Source organism: Massilia sp. Root335 (assembly GCF_001425685.1).
Taxonomy (GTDB): Bacteria; Pseudomonadota; Gammaproteobacteria; order Burkholderiales; family Burkholderiaceae_D; genus Telluria; species Telluria luteola.
Map to the genome: position 1 here is coordinate 16424 of NZ_LMCY01000032.1, position 15861 is coordinate 32284.

General features: G+C 65.8%; 16 protein-coding genes. 3 read left to right on the forward strand and 13 right to left on the reverse strand.

What is annotated here, in order from left to right:
- The first annotated feature begins 76 nt into the window (after positions 1-76).
- Positions 77-844, forward strand: a complete 768-nt coding sequence (locus ASC93_RS17490) for a DUF2807 domain-containing protein (RefSeq protein ID WP_056444941.1) — start codon at positions 77-79, stop codon at positions 842-844.
- A gap of 52 nt (positions 845-896) precedes the next feature.
- Here ASC93_RS17490 and ASC93_RS17495 read toward each other — a convergent pair whose 3' ends face one another.
- The 12 genes from ASC93_RS17495 to ASC93_RS17550 form a co-directional block, all read right to left on the reverse strand.
- Positions 897-1220, reverse strand: a complete 324-nt coding sequence (locus tag ASC93_RS17495; RefSeq protein ID WP_056444944.1) for a BON domain-containing protein — start codon at positions 1218-1220, stop codon at positions 897-899.
- 89 nt (positions 1221-1309) lie between these two features.
- Complete coding sequence (locus tag ASC93_RS17500) at positions 1310-2404, reverse strand: LytR C-terminal domain-containing protein (protein WP_056444946.1); 1095 nt, start codon at positions 2402-2404, stop codon at positions 1310-1312.
- A 16-nt stretch (positions 2405-2420) separates the two neighbouring features.
- Positions 2421-3362 carry a type II secretion system F family protein gene (locus ASC93_RS17505; protein WP_056444949.1) on the reverse strand — a complete coding sequence of 314 codons (942 nt, stop codon included), beginning with the start codon at positions 3360-3362 and terminating at the stop codon, positions 2421-2423.
- A 10-nt stretch (positions 3363-3372) separates the two neighbouring features.
- Positions 3373-4350, reverse strand: a complete 978-nt coding sequence (locus ASC93_RS17510; RefSeq protein WP_056444952.1) for a type II secretion system F family protein — start codon at positions 4348-4350, stop codon at positions 3373-3375.
- Between the two features lie 24 nt (positions 4351-4374).
- Entirely contained in the window at positions 4375-5718 is a 1344-nt protein-coding gene (locus ASC93_RS17515; protein ID WP_056444957.1) for a CpaF family protein, read from the reverse strand.
- Positions 5719-5738: 20 nt separating this feature from the next.
- On the reverse strand, positions 5739-6911 hold the full coding sequence (locus ASC93_RS17520; RefSeq protein WP_056444960.1) for an AAA family ATPase: 1173 nt from the start codon (positions 6909-6911) through the stop codon (positions 5739-5741).
- A gap of 74 nt (positions 6912-6985) precedes the next feature.
- The gene (locus tag ASC93_RS17525) at positions 6986-7264 is read right to left on the reverse strand and encodes a hypothetical protein (protein WP_229412767.1); all 279 of its coding nucleotides are present in this window, start codon (positions 7262-7264) and stop codon (positions 6986-6988) included.
- A 9-nt stretch (positions 7265-7273) separates the two neighbouring features.
- Positions 7274-8800 (reverse strand): type II and III secretion system protein family protein, encoded by a 1527-nt coding sequence (locus ASC93_RS17530; RefSeq protein WP_056444973.1) that lies wholly within the window; start codon positions 8798-8800, stop codon positions 7274-7276.
- 47 nt (positions 8801-8847) lie between these two features.
- Positions 8848-9696: a Flp pilus assembly protein CpaB gene (gene cpaB / locus ASC93_RS17535; RefSeq protein WP_056444976.1), complete on the reverse strand. Its 849-nt coding sequence runs from the start codon at positions 9694-9696 to the stop codon at positions 8848-8850.
- 1 nt (position 9697) lies between these two features.
- The gene (locus ASC93_RS17540; protein ID WP_056444978.1) at positions 9698-11059 is read right to left on the reverse strand and encodes a hypothetical protein; all 1362 of its coding nucleotides are present in this window, start codon (positions 11057-11059) and stop codon (positions 9698-9700) included.
- A 94-nt stretch (positions 11060-11153) separates the two neighbouring features.
- A complete protein-coding gene (locus ASC93_RS17545) occupies positions 11154-11678 on the reverse strand; it encodes a prepilin peptidase (protein ID WP_056444984.1) in 525 nt (174 codons plus the stop codon).
- A 58-nt stretch (positions 11679-11736) separates the two neighbouring features.
- The gene (locus tag ASC93_RS17550; RefSeq protein WP_056444987.1) at positions 11737-11922 is read right to left on the reverse strand and encodes a Flp family type IVb pilin; all 186 of its coding nucleotides are present in this window, start codon (positions 11920-11922) and stop codon (positions 11737-11739) included.
- A gap of 387 nt (positions 11923-12309) precedes the next feature.
- On the opposite strand from ASC93_RS17550, the gene ASC93_RS17555 reads away from it, so the two are divergent.
- Entirely contained in the window at positions 12310-13347 is a 1038-nt protein-coding gene (locus tag ASC93_RS17555) for a GGDEF domain-containing protein (protein ID WP_056444997.1), read from the forward strand.
- Between the two features lie 30 nt (positions 13348-13377).
- Here ASC93_RS17555 and ASC93_RS17560 read toward each other — a convergent pair whose 3' ends face one another.
- On the reverse strand, positions 13378-14598 hold the full coding sequence (locus ASC93_RS17560; RefSeq protein ID WP_056445000.1) for an HD-GYP domain-containing protein: 1221 nt from the start codon (positions 14596-14598) through the stop codon (positions 13378-13380).
- Between the two features lie 143 nt (positions 14599-14741).
- On the opposite strand from ASC93_RS17560, the gene ASC93_RS17565 reads away from it, so the two are divergent.
- Positions 14742-15677, forward strand: coding sequence for a LysR substrate-binding domain-containing protein (locus ASC93_RS17565; RefSeq protein WP_056445003.1), 936 nt, complete (start codon positions 14742-14744; stop codon positions 15675-15677).
- Positions 15678-15861: the final 184 nt, after the last annotated feature.

Consider the following 15861-nt stretch of genomic DNA (forward strand, 5'->3'; position numbering starts at 1 on the left):
CGACGGGTTTCGTCCAGGGCGATTGCCTATAGTACTTTCAACAGTGCTTTCAACAGCAAACCAACGGAGACCCGACATGAACAAATTGATCAAGAGCGCCATCCTCGCCACCACCCTGGCAGTCGGCGCACATGCCGCCGTGGCCGACGATCTCGTCCGCGAAAACCGTAATGTCGATGCCGGCGTGTCGAAAGTGCACCTGGGCGGCGTGATCCGCCTGAACCTGCACCAGGGACCGACGCCATCGCTCGTGGTGTCCGGCGACCGCCGTTACGTGGCGAAGGTGACGACCACGCAGCGCGGCGATACGCTCGTGATCGACATGGAAAACAATACCCGTTTCGACGGCAACAGCAAGAACGAGTTGCGCGCCGACCTGACCGTGCCGAACCTGCAGGAATTCGTGTCGCAGGGCGTCGGCTCGAGCGACGTCTCCGGCTTCAGCGGCGACAAGCTGAAACTCGCGCTGGACGGCGCCGGCGCCGTGCGCTTCACGGGACAATATCGCGACGTCGACGCGCGCCTGGGCGGCGTCGGCGGTCTGACGCTGAATCCCGGCCAGGCCGAGCGCATCGAACTGCATCTGGGCGGCGCCGGGCATATCACCGTGGCCGGCCAGACGAAATTACTGCGTGCGCAACTGGGCGGCGTCGGTGGCCTGGACGCTCAACAACTGCGCGCCGAAACAGTCGACCTGGACATGACCGGTCTCGGTGGGGCCAGCGTGTACGCGAAAACTGCCGCCAACGTCAATCTGAGCGGCATGGGCTCGGCCACCGTCTACGGCAAGCCGGCCACGCGCAATGCCACGACGAACGGCTTCGGCAAAGTCAGCTGGCAATAAGCGCGCACGCACCGGCACACGACGTGCCATATGCCGGTGCGGCGTAACGTCCTCAGCGGATGACTGTGTCGTTCTTGACGGACTTCACGCCTTTTACGCTACGCGCGAGTTCGACCGCCTTCGCGGCGGATTCACGTGAATCGACAAAGCCGCTCAGCTGCACCGTCCCCTTGAACGTTTCCACGTTGACCTGGGTCGCCTTGACCATCGGATCGGCGGCAAAGGCGGCCTTCACCTTGCTGGTAATCAAGGAGTCGTCGACGTATTCGCCCGTGCCTTCGCGGGTCGGCGTCGGGGCGCAGGCCGCGAGCGAGACCAGCAGCGACGTCGCAAGCACAGACTGAGCAATAGCGGACTGGAAACGAGTGAGCTTCATGGCGGTTCTCCCGAATGGTCAAGTGACCATTATTCCGAATTTCGGGACAGCCTGTCGCCCGCTACTGTTGTGAAATCGGCACTGGCCGTTCAGGGCGTGTCGGTCCGGCCTGCCTGCGCCACAAGCGGACCCGACGGCGGCCGTGCAGTGATGCGTTGCAGCGGCAGGTCGTGACCGATGACGAGGCGCACGTCGGCATGCCCGGCCATTCCGACTTCGACCGGTTCGCCGCTGCCGACATGCCGGGCCAGGCGTTCCGCCGTCGTCCGGAAAGCCGGCTGGTACTCGACACGCGTCTGACGCACGCCGAACCCTTTTTCATTGGTCAAGCGTACGACCTTGAGCCCGGGATCGCGCAACTGGCGCGACACGAAGCGTGCCAGCCCCTCGCGGCCGTCGCCGTTGCTGATCTCCAGTGTGGCGACCGCCTCCGGCACGAACGAGCGGCCAGAAGCGGGGTCGACCGGTTCGCTGCGCAGCGCCGCGGCTTGTGCCGGCACGCGCCGCAACTCGAGCAGGCCGTCGTCCCTGCGGATCACTTCGACGGACGCCCATTCCTCGTCGTCGGGGTGCTGGTCGGTCTTGACCGCCTGCTCGATGGCCGGCAGCCGCGTGCCGCCGTTCGCCGTCGCATAGTCGGCGCGGAAATCGTGTTCGCGCAAGGCCTCGGCCTGGCGCAGCATCTGCCGGCCGCGCGCTTCCTGGCCCAGCTTGAGCAGGGTTTCGCCCAGGTATTGCCAGCCGCGCTGGCTGAGCGGATCGAGCAGGCAGGCTTTTTCCAGTGCGACCTGGGCCGCATCAAAATCGCCGCTGAGCAGATAGGCATAGCCCAGGTTGGCAAACAGGAAGCCGGACGCCGGGCCGGACGCCATGGTGACGTCGCGGGTCAGCTCGCGCCAGATCGGGATCGCGCGGGCGAAATCGCGCTGCTCGGCGTAGGCGATCGCCAGCCCGTTGCGCGCATTGACGTGCGTGCCGTCGATGCGCAGCGCGGCCTCGTAGGCGGCGATCGCTTCGTCGTAGCGGCGCGCGAGGTACAGGTTGCGGCCGCGCAGATAGCTGTCATCCGCCGTCGAAGACATGGTCGTGCCGGCTTCCGGCAGCGGCGACGGGGTGCTGCAGGCCAGCAGCAGCACGCCGCTGCACAACAAAGGCATGGTATAGAGCCGGATACGCGTGCGCATGACTATCTCCATCGAATCAATTGGAACCGCCCAGTGCGGTACCGAAGAGCTTGGTGAGCTGGATGCCGGCAGGGCCGAGCAACACCATCAATAAGGTCGGGAAGATGCAGAAGATCAGGGGGAACAACAGTTTCAGGCCGATCTTGGCGGCCGCCTCTTCCGCCACGATGCGGCGCTTGCCGCGCAGCGTTTCCGAATACACGCGCAAGGCGTCGCCGATGCTGGTGCCGAAGCGCTCGGACTGGATCAGCATCGCAACGAGCGAATCGACGTCTTCCAGCCCGACGCGCAGCGCGAAATTGCGCAGCGCCTTTTCCTTGCTGAAGCCGGCGCGCATCTCCATCAGCACCAGCTGCAATTCCTGGCCCAGCGTCACGCTCTTGATGTGGATCTCGGCGGCGACCTTGACCAGCGCGCGCTCGAGGCTCAGGCCAGCCTCCACGCAGACCGTGAGCAGGTCGAGCGCATCGGGAATGTTTTCGAAGATGTCGCGCTTGCGGCGCTTGATCACGCGCTCGAGGATCACGTTCGGACAATAATAGCCGCACGTCGCCGCGAGCAGCAGCAGGGACACCGTCCCGAAACCGGCAATGTCGGCAGGCACGAAGGCCAGCACGAGGCCGACGAGCGCGGGCAGGCCCAGCGCCAGCGACGTTTTGGAGGCGAAGTACAGTGTCGGCGCCGCCGGATTGCGCCAGCCGGCGTTCATGAAACGGGTGCGCAGCGCCGACTTTTCCCAGCCCTCCTCCGGCACCGACAGCTTGGTCAGCGGCTTGGCGGCGCGCGCCACGCGTTCGACCCAGCCGTTGCCCTCCGCCTGACCGTCGTCCCTGCGGCCCATGAAGCTCGCCAGCCGGGCGCGCAGCGCGGCGGGCGCGAACAGCACTGCCGCGATCCACGCGAGGCAGCAGACGATCGCAAAGACGATCAACAGGAACAGCAGCTGTGCGCTAGACATCGACGTCTCCTCAGATGCGGATGCGGATCACCTTCTTCAGCCAGATCACGCCGATGATGATCATCACCAGCGCGGTCCAGAGCAGCTTGACGCCGAACGGATCGGTCCACAGAATCATGACGTAAGTGGGATTCGCCAGCACCAGCATGGCGCCCACGGCGAACGGCAGCAGGCCGAGGATCCAGGCCGACATGCGCCCTTCGGCCGACAGCACGCGAACCTGCGCCGCCAGCCGCAGGCGGCCGCGGATGATGTGGCTGATGTTGCCGAGGATCTCGGCCAGATTGCCGCCGGTCTCGCGCTGGATCAGGATGGCGATGACGAGGTAGCGCAGGTCGGTCAGCGGAATGCGCGATGCCATGTTGTGCAGCGCTTCGCCCAGCGGCACGCCATAATTGATTTCCTCGCGCGCGATGCGGAATTCGCCGCTGAGCGGCTCCGGCAGTTCGTTCCCGACGATTTGCAGCACGTTCGAAAACGAGTGGCCGGCGCGCAGCGCGCGCGCGATGAAGTCGGCCGCGTCGGGCAACTGCTCCTCGATGTGCGCGAGGCGGCGCATGCGCGCGCGCCGCACCAGCAGCAACGGCACGTGGGCACACAGCACGACGATCCCGACGCGCACCGGCAACGGCATCGGCCACTGCATCACGACATACACGGCCACCAGGAACACCGCGCCGGAGCACAGCAGGAAGCGCTCGACCGACCAAGCCATCCCGGACTGCACGAGCAGCCGGTCGATGCGGTGCGCGAAGCGCCAGCGCTGCAGCAGCCGGTCGGTCAGGTCGTGCTGGCCGAAGCGGCGCAGCTTGAGGATCGAAATGCGTTCGGCGTTCCGGCCCTGGTTCCCCGACATCAGCTGCAGCCGGCGCGCGATCCGTTGGGCGCTGGCGCCGTGCGTGCCCACCCACCATAGATAAACGCCCTCGATGCCGAGGATGACGGCGGCGAACAGAAAGACGATGAATCCGTAGAAGAGGATGTCCATGCGAGGCTTTCGCGGCTGTGCGGTTCAGGTGAACACGCGGTCGGGATCGAACGTGTCTTCGGGTACCGCCGTGCCGAACATCCGCAGGCGGTCGGCGAAGCGCGGGCGCACGCCGGTGGCGCAGAAATGGCCCTGCACCTTGCCGTCGGCGTCGATCCCAGTCTGCTCGAAGCGGAAGATTTCCTGCATCGAGATGATCTCGCCTTCCATGCCCGTAATCTCCTGCATGCTGACGACCTTGCGCGTGCCGTCGGCCAGGCGCGACGCCTGCAGGACCACGGTGATCGCGGAGGCGATCTGCTGGCGGATGGCGCGCGGCGTCAGGTTCACGCCGGCCATGCCGACCATGTTCTCCAGGCGCGCGAGCGCGTCGCGCGGCGTGTTCGCGTGGATGGTCGCGAGCGAACCTTCGTGACCCGTGTTCATGGCCTGCAGCATGTCCAGCGCTTCCGGTCCGCGCACCTCGCCCAGGATGATGCGGTCCGGGCGCATGCGCAGCGAGTTGCGCACGAGCGCGCGCTGCGTCACTTCGCCCTTGCCTTCGATGTTCGGCGGGCGCGTCTCGAGGCGCACGACGTGCGGCTGGCGCAGCTGGAGTTCGGCCGCGTCCTCGATCGTCACGATGCGCTCGTTACCGGGGATGAAGCCGGAGATCAGGTTCAGCATCGTCGTCTTGCCGCTGCCGGTACCGCCCGAGATCAGGATGTTCACCTTGGCGAGACCGAGGCTCTCGAGCACCTTGATCATCGGCGGCGTGACGCTTTTGTAGTCGAGCAGGTTCTGCACCGTGAGCGGCGTCGCGCCGAAGCGCCGGATCGACACCAGCGGCCCGTCGACCGCGAGCGGCGGGATGATCGCGTTGACGCGCGAACCGTCCGGCAGGCGCGCGTCGACCATCGGGCTCGACTCGTCCACGCGGCGGCCGACGCGCGAGACGATCTTCTCGATGATCTTCATGAGGTGCGCGTTGTCGTGGAAGCTGACGTCGGTCAGTTCCAGGCGGCCGCGCCGTTCGACGTAGATCTTGTCGTAGGTGTTGATCAGGATGTCGGAGATGGTCGGATCGTTCAACAGCGGCTCGAGCGGGCCGAAGCCGAGCATTTCGTGCTGAATGTCGAGCACCAGGTGATGGCGCTCCTGCTGGTTCAGCACGATCCGTTCTTCTTCGATGATGCGCTGGACCAGCAGTGCCAGCTCGTGTTTGAACTGCTCGCTCGTCAGGCGTTTCAGGCGCTCCAGGTCGATCCGGTCGAGGATCATCTGGTGCATCGTCTTCTTCAATTCCTGATAGGCTTGTTGCGCCGCCGCCGGTACCGGCTGGGATTGGCGCTCCTCGTCCGTCACGGACAGGCGTTCGCGCAGGGACATGGGTCGGCTCCTCGAAAAAATCAATCGTCTTCGTTGCGCCCGAACAGGCGGTCGAACAGGCCCTTGGTCTCGGGAATGCGGCGCGCGGTCACCATTTCGACCAGGTCGGCCAGGCTGCGCGCGGCGGCGCTACCGCGCGCGAGCTGCAGCACCGGAATGCCCTGGTTGACGGAATCGGTGACGGCGATGTAATCGTTGGGGACGGTGTGCAGCACTTCCGCGCCCAGCGCCGCGTGCAAATCCGAAAGGCGCAGCTTGCCGCCCTTTTCGTAGCGGTTGACGATCAGGCGAATGTGGTCGGTGACATAACCGAGCGAGCGGAAGATGTCGAGCAGGCGGCGCGCGTCGCGGATGTCCGGCAGCGCCAGTTGCAGCACCGGATAAATCGCGTCCGTGCTGTCGAGCGCGCGCAGCGACACCGCGTCGATCTGGCGTCCGACGTCGAGCAGGATGTAATCGTAGTGCTGGCGCGCGACGCGCAGGATCGTGTCGATGTGTTCGGGCTTGGCCTCGGTGGTCTGGCCCGGATCGTCGGCCGCCGCCAGCACGCCGAACCCGGGCGCCACGTGCACGAGGCACGATTCCAGGAACGGTCCGTCGATGCGGGCGATCTGCTGGCACACGTCGGACAGCGTCATGCCCGGCTTCTGGTCCGACACGTACAGCGTGGCGTCGCCGAACTGGCGATGCAGATCGATCAACAGCACTTTCTTGTCCGCCAGCGTGGCCAGCGCGTAGCCGAAATTGGTGGAGATGAAGGTCGCGCCGCTGCCGCCCTTGCAGGCGATGAACGCGAGTATCTTCCCGTCGCGCATCGCGGCCACGCCGGCGCTGGCCGCGATGCGGTCGATCGCCTCGTGCAGCGCGCGGTGCACCAGCGGCAGTTGCAGCACTTCGCGCACGCCGGCGCGCATGGCGCGGATCAGGAGATCGGGATGATGATTGTCGGTCAGCAGCATGAAATGCGCTGCCGAGTAGTGACGGGTCAGGCGCTCCAGCAGGTCGCCGTCGGCGGCATCGGCGTCGCTGATGTCGACGATGATCAGGCTCGGACCATCAGACAGCGGACGCTCGAGTGCATCGCGCAGGCTGGCGCGGCTGGCGGCGACATTCAATGGCGGTACGCGCGCCGCGCCTTGGGAGGCGATCTCCGCGTAAAGCTGGGTGTCGCGGCTGATCAGCAGGGCTTTCATCGGACTCCTCGGATCGGCTTCTGGTCATCGGGATGAGTGGGCGCAAAATGTTCAGTTCGACCCGGAGCGTCGCATCATTTGCTGCCCGCCCCGCTGATGATCAACGGCCTGATGGGGGGCTCCGTCGCCTTGAACGAATCCTGGTAGCGTCCCTGGGCGATGACGGCGGTGGAGCCTTCCATGCCGGCCGCGGGATTCGTGTTGGCCGCGGCGGCCGGATCGAGCACCTGCGCCGCCGCGTTGGCGCGCACGGAGGTGCCGAAGTTTTCGTTGAAGCGCGGCGTCGTGCTGCATCCGTACAGCAGCATGCCCGCCAACGCCGCGCACGCCATTCGCTCGTATCTGATGACCATCGCTTTCTCCTATTTCAATTCGAAGCCGCCCGCGCTCTGCGCTGGCGGTGCCGTCGGCGCCGGGGTCGACATGGCCGCCGTCGTCGCCGCCGGCGGCGGCCCTTCCAGGCGCCCACCCAACATCAGTCCGGCACGCGACGGCTCGCCCACCTTGTCGGTCGGGAGCGTGTAGGCATTGCCGGACAGGGGCTTGACGAGGTGGGCGGTGATCACGAAGACCAGTTCCGTGCGGTCCTGTTGATAATCCGTGCTGCGGAACAGGGCGCCCAGCACGGGCAGTTCGCCCAGCACGGGCAACCCTTTCAGGTTGGCGACCAGATTGCTCTTGATCAGGCCGCCGATCGCGAAGCTCTGGCCGTCGTACAGCTGGACCGTGGTCGTGGCGCGGCGCGTCGTCACGACCGGCATGATGGCGGTACCGGAAAACCCGGTGGCCGACACGCCGATGCCTTCGCGCGACAATTCCGAGACTTCGGGCGCGACGCGCAGGTTGATGCGTCCGCCGCCCAGCACCGTCGGCGTGAAGCGCAGGCCGACGCCGAATTCCTTCTCTTCCAGCGTGACGCGGTTGTTGTCCTGCGCGACCGGAATATAGAACTTCCCGCCCACGAGGAACGTTCCCTCCTGACCGCTGATCGCCATCACGTTCGGCTCGGCCAGCACGCGCACGAAGCCGTCCTGCTTCTCGGCTGCACCGGCCACGCTGCGGCCGGTGCCTTTGGTCGCCTGGAACGACGCGTTGGCCGTGCCGCTGATGAAATTCGACAGCAGCGTGGCCCCCCAGCTGCCGGAACCGAAGCGCCAGGTGACGCCGGCTTCCAGGCGGTCGAGCAGGGTTTTCGACACTTCGGCGATCTTGACTTCCAGCTGGACCTGCTGCGGCGCACGCACGGACAGCATATTGACCACCCGCGCCGCGGCTGCCGCAGCACCGCCCTGATTCTGGCTTTCCCGCTGATTCTGGCTGGCGGCGTCCTCCTTGTCGGGCACCGTCAGCCCGCGCAAAGGTCGCCGTACATAAGCGGCCGCCAGTTCGACGGCGCGCGCCGCCGCGGTGGCATCGCTCACGGTTCCGGTCAACACGAGGGCATCGGCCGCGGCCAGCACCTTGATGTCATGCTCGTCCGGCAAGGCGGCGGCCAGCGTGGCCTGCACGGCCGACGGGTCCATGGCGACGGTGATGTCGAGCACGCTGCACAGGCCGCTTTTACCCTGGATGATCATATTCGTCGTACCGACGTCGACGCCCGCGATGTACAGCGTATCGGGCGCCACCATCAGGGCCTGCACGACGAGCGGATTGCCGACGCTGCGGTGCTGGACCGGCTCCGGCAGGCGCATCAGGCTGGACTTGCCGATCTGCAGCGCCAGCTGGGCCGGCCGCGCGGCCTCGCCCTTGCAGTTGGGGCCGACCTCGGCGCGCGGTGGCGCAGCCTCGGCCGGATTGTCCGCGGACTGCGCTTTCGATCTGGCGGCCGCGCCTGCGGGGCCAGAGGCCGCCAGCGCCAGGCCGGCGGCGAACAGGCAGCGAAGCATCGGTGATGGCGTCAAGCATCCGTTCATGGCTTTACCCTGAATGAAGTTCAGAAGCACTCCTGCGACGCGCGCAGGCCGTTGAGCACGCTGACGCAATCGCGTCGCACCGGGGCCGCCACCTTGACCACCACCGGCGCCGGACGTACCACCGGTGCCGGCTTGGGCGCGGGCTTGCGCGGTGCCGGCGGCGGCGCCTCGGGCAGCAGGGTCAGCTTGGTCGCGCCTTCGGTGCTCGCCGACTGCGGGTCGACCTGGTTGCGCAGGGCCAGCGACAGCGTGCCGACGCTGCGCGCCAGGTCGAGCTTTTCGGCCTGCTCCGGCGTCACTTCCAGCGTCACCGCATTGACGACCTTGGGCTTGGTCTCGTCGCGGTTGACTTCCTGGGCGACGGCCAGCACGAGAATCCTTTCCAGCACGATCTTCGAGATGTTCTGCTGGCGGGCGTCGGCGCCGGGCGGCACGTCCTTCTGGGTACTGACGATGATGTCGACATAGTTGCCGGGCAGTGCGAAGCCCGCCACGCCGATCACGTCGTTCACGCGCACCGTGATCGCGCGCTTGCCTTCCGTGATCAGGGCCGACAATCCGCCGAGCGTACCGGCCGGCGCCAGCTTGGCTTCGCTGACCGGCTCGCCCATCAGCAGATTGGTCTTGAGGACGCGACCGCCCAGTTTCTGCGGATCCGTGAAGGCGCCTTTCGGCACGCTGTCGGCCGGCCACTCGGCCAGCTTGAACATCTCGGGCGTCAGGCGCTGGCCAAGGTTGACGTCGGTGGCAGCCACGAGGATGCGGCCGCTGCCCGGCTGCTTCAGCAACCAGCGCGATGCGAACACGACGGCCGCGAATCCGAACAGGATCGCGACAGCCATGACGAGGATGGCACGCTTGTTCTTCATGTCAGGCCTCCGTCGCGCAAGCGATGAACATGCTGCGCCAGGCCTGCTCGACCGCCGCGACGGTAAGGCGCGGTTCGGCCCCGGCGAACCCGGCGAAATCGGTGACCCGGTCGAGCAACTCGCCCGGATAGCAGGCCAGCAGCGCGCGTCCGGATTGCGGGTGCAGCCGCTCGACCAGGTGATCGACCGCGGCATCCTCGTAATCGATGCGGCGCAGCCGGCACTGGCGGCGCAACAGGGCGCGGTAGGCATTCGGCGCCCACGCGCCGATGTCGGCCTTGTAGCCGATGCGGCGCAGCGCGGCGTCGTCGAACACGCCGCCCGGGGCCAGGTTGGTCGCAAACACCACGGCGGCGTCGAACGGCACCAGTTCGGCCTGGCCGCCCTGCAGCGACAGCTGGTCGCACCCGGCATCCAGCGGTCCGATGAAGCGGTTCAGCAGCTCGGCGGCGGCAATGCGCTGGCGGCCGACGTCGTCGAGCACCAGCATGCCGTTGTTCGCCTGCAGGTGCGGCGGCGCGTGGTACACGCCCTCTTCTGCGTCGAAGCGCAGGTCGAGCATGTCGCGTCCCAGTTCGGCGCCGACGTGGACGAGCGGGCGCTGGCACACGGTCCAGCGCGCATCGCAGCTGCGCCGTTCTTCCTGCTGGCGCGCAGTCGGCGGCGGCGCCACGTGCACGGCCGGATCGTACAGGCGGATTACCTGGCGCCCGACCATCAACGCATACGGTACGGCGATGGGACCGGGCAACAGGCGCCCGAGCTTGCGCGCCAGCGTCGTCTTGCCGCCGCCGGACGGTCCGTACAGCAGCAGCGAACGGCGCGCGTACAATGCCGCGCCCAGCACGTCGCGCGCGCCTGGCGTCAGGCCATCCTCGCCGAGCGCGCCCGCCAGTTGCGCGGGCGTGATGCGCTCGGCGTCCGCGTGGCGCAGCGCCTGGCGTTCGACCACGGCGCGATACGACGCCAGCGTGACGGGCGCCGGGCCGACATAGCGGCAACGCCCCAGGGCGTCGGCGGCGCCGCGCTGGCCAATCGCCGTCAGCTGGTATTGCATGTCGATGTCGGACTCGCCGCACCAGGCCACTTCCACCTGCTGTTCGGCGATCAGCGGATTGAGGATTTCGCGCAGCACGCTGATCGACAGCCGCAGCTTGCCGGCCAGATGCGTCAACGGCGTCTTGCCGCCGGTCTGGATCGCCTTGAGCACCAGGTCCGTCAAGAAGCGCGGTTCGAGACCGGTGTCGCGCACGGTCTTGGCCTGGCGCGGCAGCACCGGCGCGATCTCCGGACCGCCCGCTGGCGCCGCCTGTGCGGCGCGCGGCGGCGTCGCGGTACTGCCTGTCGATAGCGTTTCAAACATCGGAACCCCCTTGCCTTGCATGTTTTCCGAAACAGGTCAGAATCATTCTAACGACCGGTCTTTTGGCCACCCTTGAGCTTCGCCAAGAGCGGGCTCATCCATAATGAGTGACCAAAACCACGATCGTGCCAAACGCAATTGCCAGTCCGTAAGGCATGGAACCGACGCTCTGCGCGGGCGCCGTGTCAGATAATTTCGTGCCGGGAACGAAGATTCCGAACAACATGTGACCGATGTTGACGAGGGCCGCCTTCACCCGGCTGCGCAGCACCACGAGCAGCAACGCCATCACGCCGCCGGCGCACCACGTGAGGACGATGATCTGGAACGCGTCGGCCGGACCGGTGAAGAACCCGACCACCGCCATCATCTTGACGTCGCCGGCGGCCATGCCGCGCACCAGGTAAAACGGCAGGAAGATGGCCAGGCCCAGCAGCATGCCGCCGAGCGCGGAGAGCAACGCGGCGCCCGGATCGACGGACAGCCCGTGCAGGACAAGCGCGCCGGCCAGGCCGACGAGCAGAAGACGGTTCGGGATACGCCGCGTCGCCAGATCGTTGATGGCGGCAATGCTGACCATGAGCAGCAGCAGCGCATCGAGGTATTGTTCGATTTGCATCACAGCCCCCAAAAAAAAGCCCTCCGGGCCCGGAAACCCGGAGGGCAGCTCCACTACATCACGCAGCCGGGGTGACCAGCTGGCTGGCGACGTAGTCGAATACCCCTTTCACCTTGCTGCCCACGGTTGTCGCCGAGGCCGCCATCGCCACGCCGATCAAGGCAGCGATCAGGCCATACTCGATGGCCGTCACACCGTTCTCGTCAGCAGCGAAGGCTTTGACTGCGGAGATGAAGTTGCTCATGACAAACTCCCATATGGTAGGTTAATAAGAACTGCTACTAGCCGGGGGCGCTGGTCAAGTCCCTTTCTTAGCTGGCTTGCCGCGTTCCGTGCCAGTGAGTTCACTATAAGTGTTGATGCCACGCGGCAACTTGATGACAGACAACTTTGCCTCATGGAACTATTTTTTGTTCCATGGAATCGAAATCCCCCTCAATTGGGGGAGCACAGTGCGATTAAGCTTTGAGAAAATTCACTCAGGCTAAAAAAATTGCATTTGCATAATTGCTTAGAATACAAAAACGCTATATCCTGTTTCGCTTGCTCTTTGTGAAACACCTGATACCTGCGAACGCGACGGCGGCTGTGCCCAGCCTGCAGGTCGGTTGATTACATTGCTGAGAACGACATGGACTCGCTTCTGAAACACATGGTGGACATGACCGGCCACCGCGATCACGCGATGCTCGATATCTCCGTGATCTCGGCAGTGCAGGAGCTTGCTGGTGCGGCGCAGACGCGCATCTTGGCCATCACGACCGTCTCGGGACAGCAATATCTGCGCGCACGCGCCAGCATCGCGAAAGGTGGCGCGGCGCATCTGGAGGAAGGGACCGACGGCGCGCTGGGCGATCCGGTGGCCGCCCTCCCCGAACTGAAACGCTGCCTGGCCGAGCACCAGGCCAGCGCGGAAGCAATCGCCGCCGACGGCATGCGCGTACTGTGGCTGCCGATCTGGTTCGGCGACAAGGCCACGACCTGCCTGGAAATCCGCGACGACAAGGCGTTTTCGCACGACACCGTGTATGTGATCGGTGGCATCGTCGGCGTGTACCGGAATTTCCAGAACCTGCTCGACTACAGCGAGCGCGATTCCCTCACCGGCCTGCTCAACCGCAAGACCTTCGACGACCAGCTCGCGCGCATGCTGCAGCATTCCCACGACCAGGACCCGCGCCTGCCGGGCCTGCCCGAGCGGCGCCAGCACTACGGCGAAGAAAAACAGTGGCTGGCCGTCGTCGACGTCGACCACTTCAAGGCCGTGAACGACAAGTTCGGCCACCTGTACGGCGACGAAGTGCTGATCCTGATCGCGAACCTGCTGCAATCCTCGTTCCGCGCCCAGGACCGCGTGTTCCGCTTCGGCGGCGAGGAATTCGTCGTGCTGCTGCGCTCGACCACGCTGGACAATGCCTGGAAGATCATCGAGCGCTTCCGTACGAACGTCGAAAGCCATGACTTCCCGCAGGTGGGACGCGTGACGGTCAGCGTCGGCTTCGTCAGCATCAGCGCCTATGAATCGCCGGTGGTCACGCTGGGCCACGCCGACCAGGCGCTGTACTACGCGAAAAGCAACGGGCGCAACCGCGCCTGCCACTACGACGACCTCGTCGCGCACGGCCTGCTGCAGACCGTCGCCTCCAACGACACCGCCGAATTCTTTTGAACGCCGCCGGACGGCTCAGGCCGCGCCGGCTTACGCCACCGCCATGAAACGCAGCGGGTCGACCTGCCATTTTTCGGGCGATTCGTGGCGCACGATCTTGTCGCCGCCGCCGAAGCCCACGCCACGCGCCAGATCCACCGTCTGCGGCTTGATATAGGTCTGACTCTTGGTGCTGTAGAACACGTTGACCTTGGGCGTAAGCAAGCTCGTTTCGTGCGGTTCGACGACCACGGCCAGACGGCCCGATTCCAGCAGGACGAGGGTCCCGACCGGATAGATGCCGACGCAACGCATGAACTCCTGGGTCAACGCCGGATTGAAATGGAATTTGCTCCACTCATACATCTTGCGCAGCGCCTCGGCCGCCGGCATGCCCTTGTGGTAGCAGCGGTCGGCCGTGATGGCGTCGTACACATCGACGATCGCGGCCATCTGCGCCAGTTCGCTGATGTCCAGTTCGCCCTGGCGGTCCGGATACCCCGTGCCGTCGCGGCGTTCGTGGTGGTGCAGCGTGATGTCGAGCGGGATGGCGCCGATTTCGGGCGAACGGCACAGGATGTCGTAGCCGTCCCTGGGGTGGCGGCGGACGATCTCGAATTCCGCGTCGGTCAGGCGTCCCGGCTTGTTCAGGATGTCGTCCGGGACCAGGGCCTTGCCGGTGTCGTGCAGCAGGCCCCCGATGCCGGCCTGGTAGGTGGCCTCCGCATCCATCGCGCGCGAACGGCAGAATGCGACCAGCAGCGTGCACACACTCACCGAATGCAGGAACGTATAGTCGTCCTTGTTCTTGATGACGGACAGGCCGAGCAATGCGGACGCATTGCGCAGGATCGACGCCGTGATGCTCTCCACCACCGGCGACACCTTGTCCATTTCCACCGCCTTGCCCAGGCGCGCATCCTGCATCACCGTCCTGACGAGCCCGGCCGCCTGGCGCCGGATCGCCATGGCACGGTCGAATTCCTCGGCCAGCGTCGTGCGCAGCGGCGCCACCGGCCGGGCCGCGATCGCGGCAAGCTCGGCCTCCGTCGCAGCGTCGGCTTCGGCGATCGTGGGGGCATCGGTCACGTCCAGCCCGCGTGCGCAGTCGATCGTCACACCGCGGATGCCCGCCGTCAGGATCTTGTGGATCTCGTCCTCGCTCGTGATGACGAAGCGGTTGCGGACGAACGGATGCTCCATCCAGCCGCAATCGAGATCGTGGATGAACATCCCTACGCGCAGCCGGGAAGAATCGACTTTCTTGAGCATGAAAGGGTCTGGGGGTGTGTTAATCTCGCCGCACTTTGGCAGCCCTCGGGCGACTCCGAGTATAACAACTTGATGACAAGATAGTTTCCATAAATAAACTTCTGGTTATTTTTTGTAGCCATAAAGATACAAGTATTTACATCATGGAATTTCGCCAGCTGCGCTATTTCGTCGCCATCGTGGACCACGGCTCGCTGTCGCGCGCGGCCCTGGTGCTGCATGTGGCGCAACCCGCGCTGACCCAGCAGTTGCGCCAGCTGGAAGAAGAGCTGGGCGTGCAATTGCTGCACCGCTCGGCCCAGGGCGTGCTGAGCACCGACGCCGGCAAGCTGTTTTACGAACATGCCCTGGCCATCCTCAAGCAGGTCGCGGATGCGCAGGCGGCCGTCGTGCAATCGGCCGAGCGGCCGTCGGGCAGCGTCACGCTCGGCCTGCCGCACAGTATTTCGGACGCCCTCGCGCTGCCGCTGCTGACCGCCATCCGCCAGCGTTATCCGGAAATCACGCTGCAGCTGACCGAGGAAATCACCGGCAGCCTGGCTGAACAATTGCGCGCCGGCCGCATCAACCTGGCCGTGCTGTTCGACGACGGCCAGCTCGGCGGCTTCGTCGCCACCCCGCTCGTCGAGGAAGAACTGCGCTTCGTCTGCCGCGCCGACGCACCCGCCGCCGCCGGACGCGACAGCCTGACCTTGCGCGCCGCCCTGGATACGACCCTGATCCTGCCGGGCCTGCAGCACGGCGTGCGGCCACGCATCGAAAGCACGGCACGGGCCGCGGGCCTGGCCACGCACGACGTCATCGAAATCAATTCGATCGCGATCCTGAAGTCGGCCATCCTGGCGGGCATGGGCGCCACCATCCTGCCGGTGGCGCCGGTCCAGGCCGAGCTCGAACGCGGCGCCATGCGGGCCCTCGCCATCCGCGATCCGGCCATCGCGCGCACCGTTGTCCTCTGCACCTCGCGCAATATCCCGCTGACCAATGCGGCGGCCGCCGTCAGCCGCCTCGTCGTCCAGGTGGCGCACGGGCTGTGCGCTGAGGGTCTCTGGGTCGGCGCGCGTTCCCTCGACGGCTGATCCGGGCGCGGCCGGGCTGGGCCATCATTTTTTCTTATGGCTCCATCCCCAATCCGTATTTCCGTATACGTCAACTTGTCTCTACACTTGCTGTAACAGCCGCCAAAGCGGCCTCCGGGCCCGATCCGGCCAGCGCCTACCCGGCGCACCACCGGCACGGGTCCATCTGAAAACACAAAGTTTG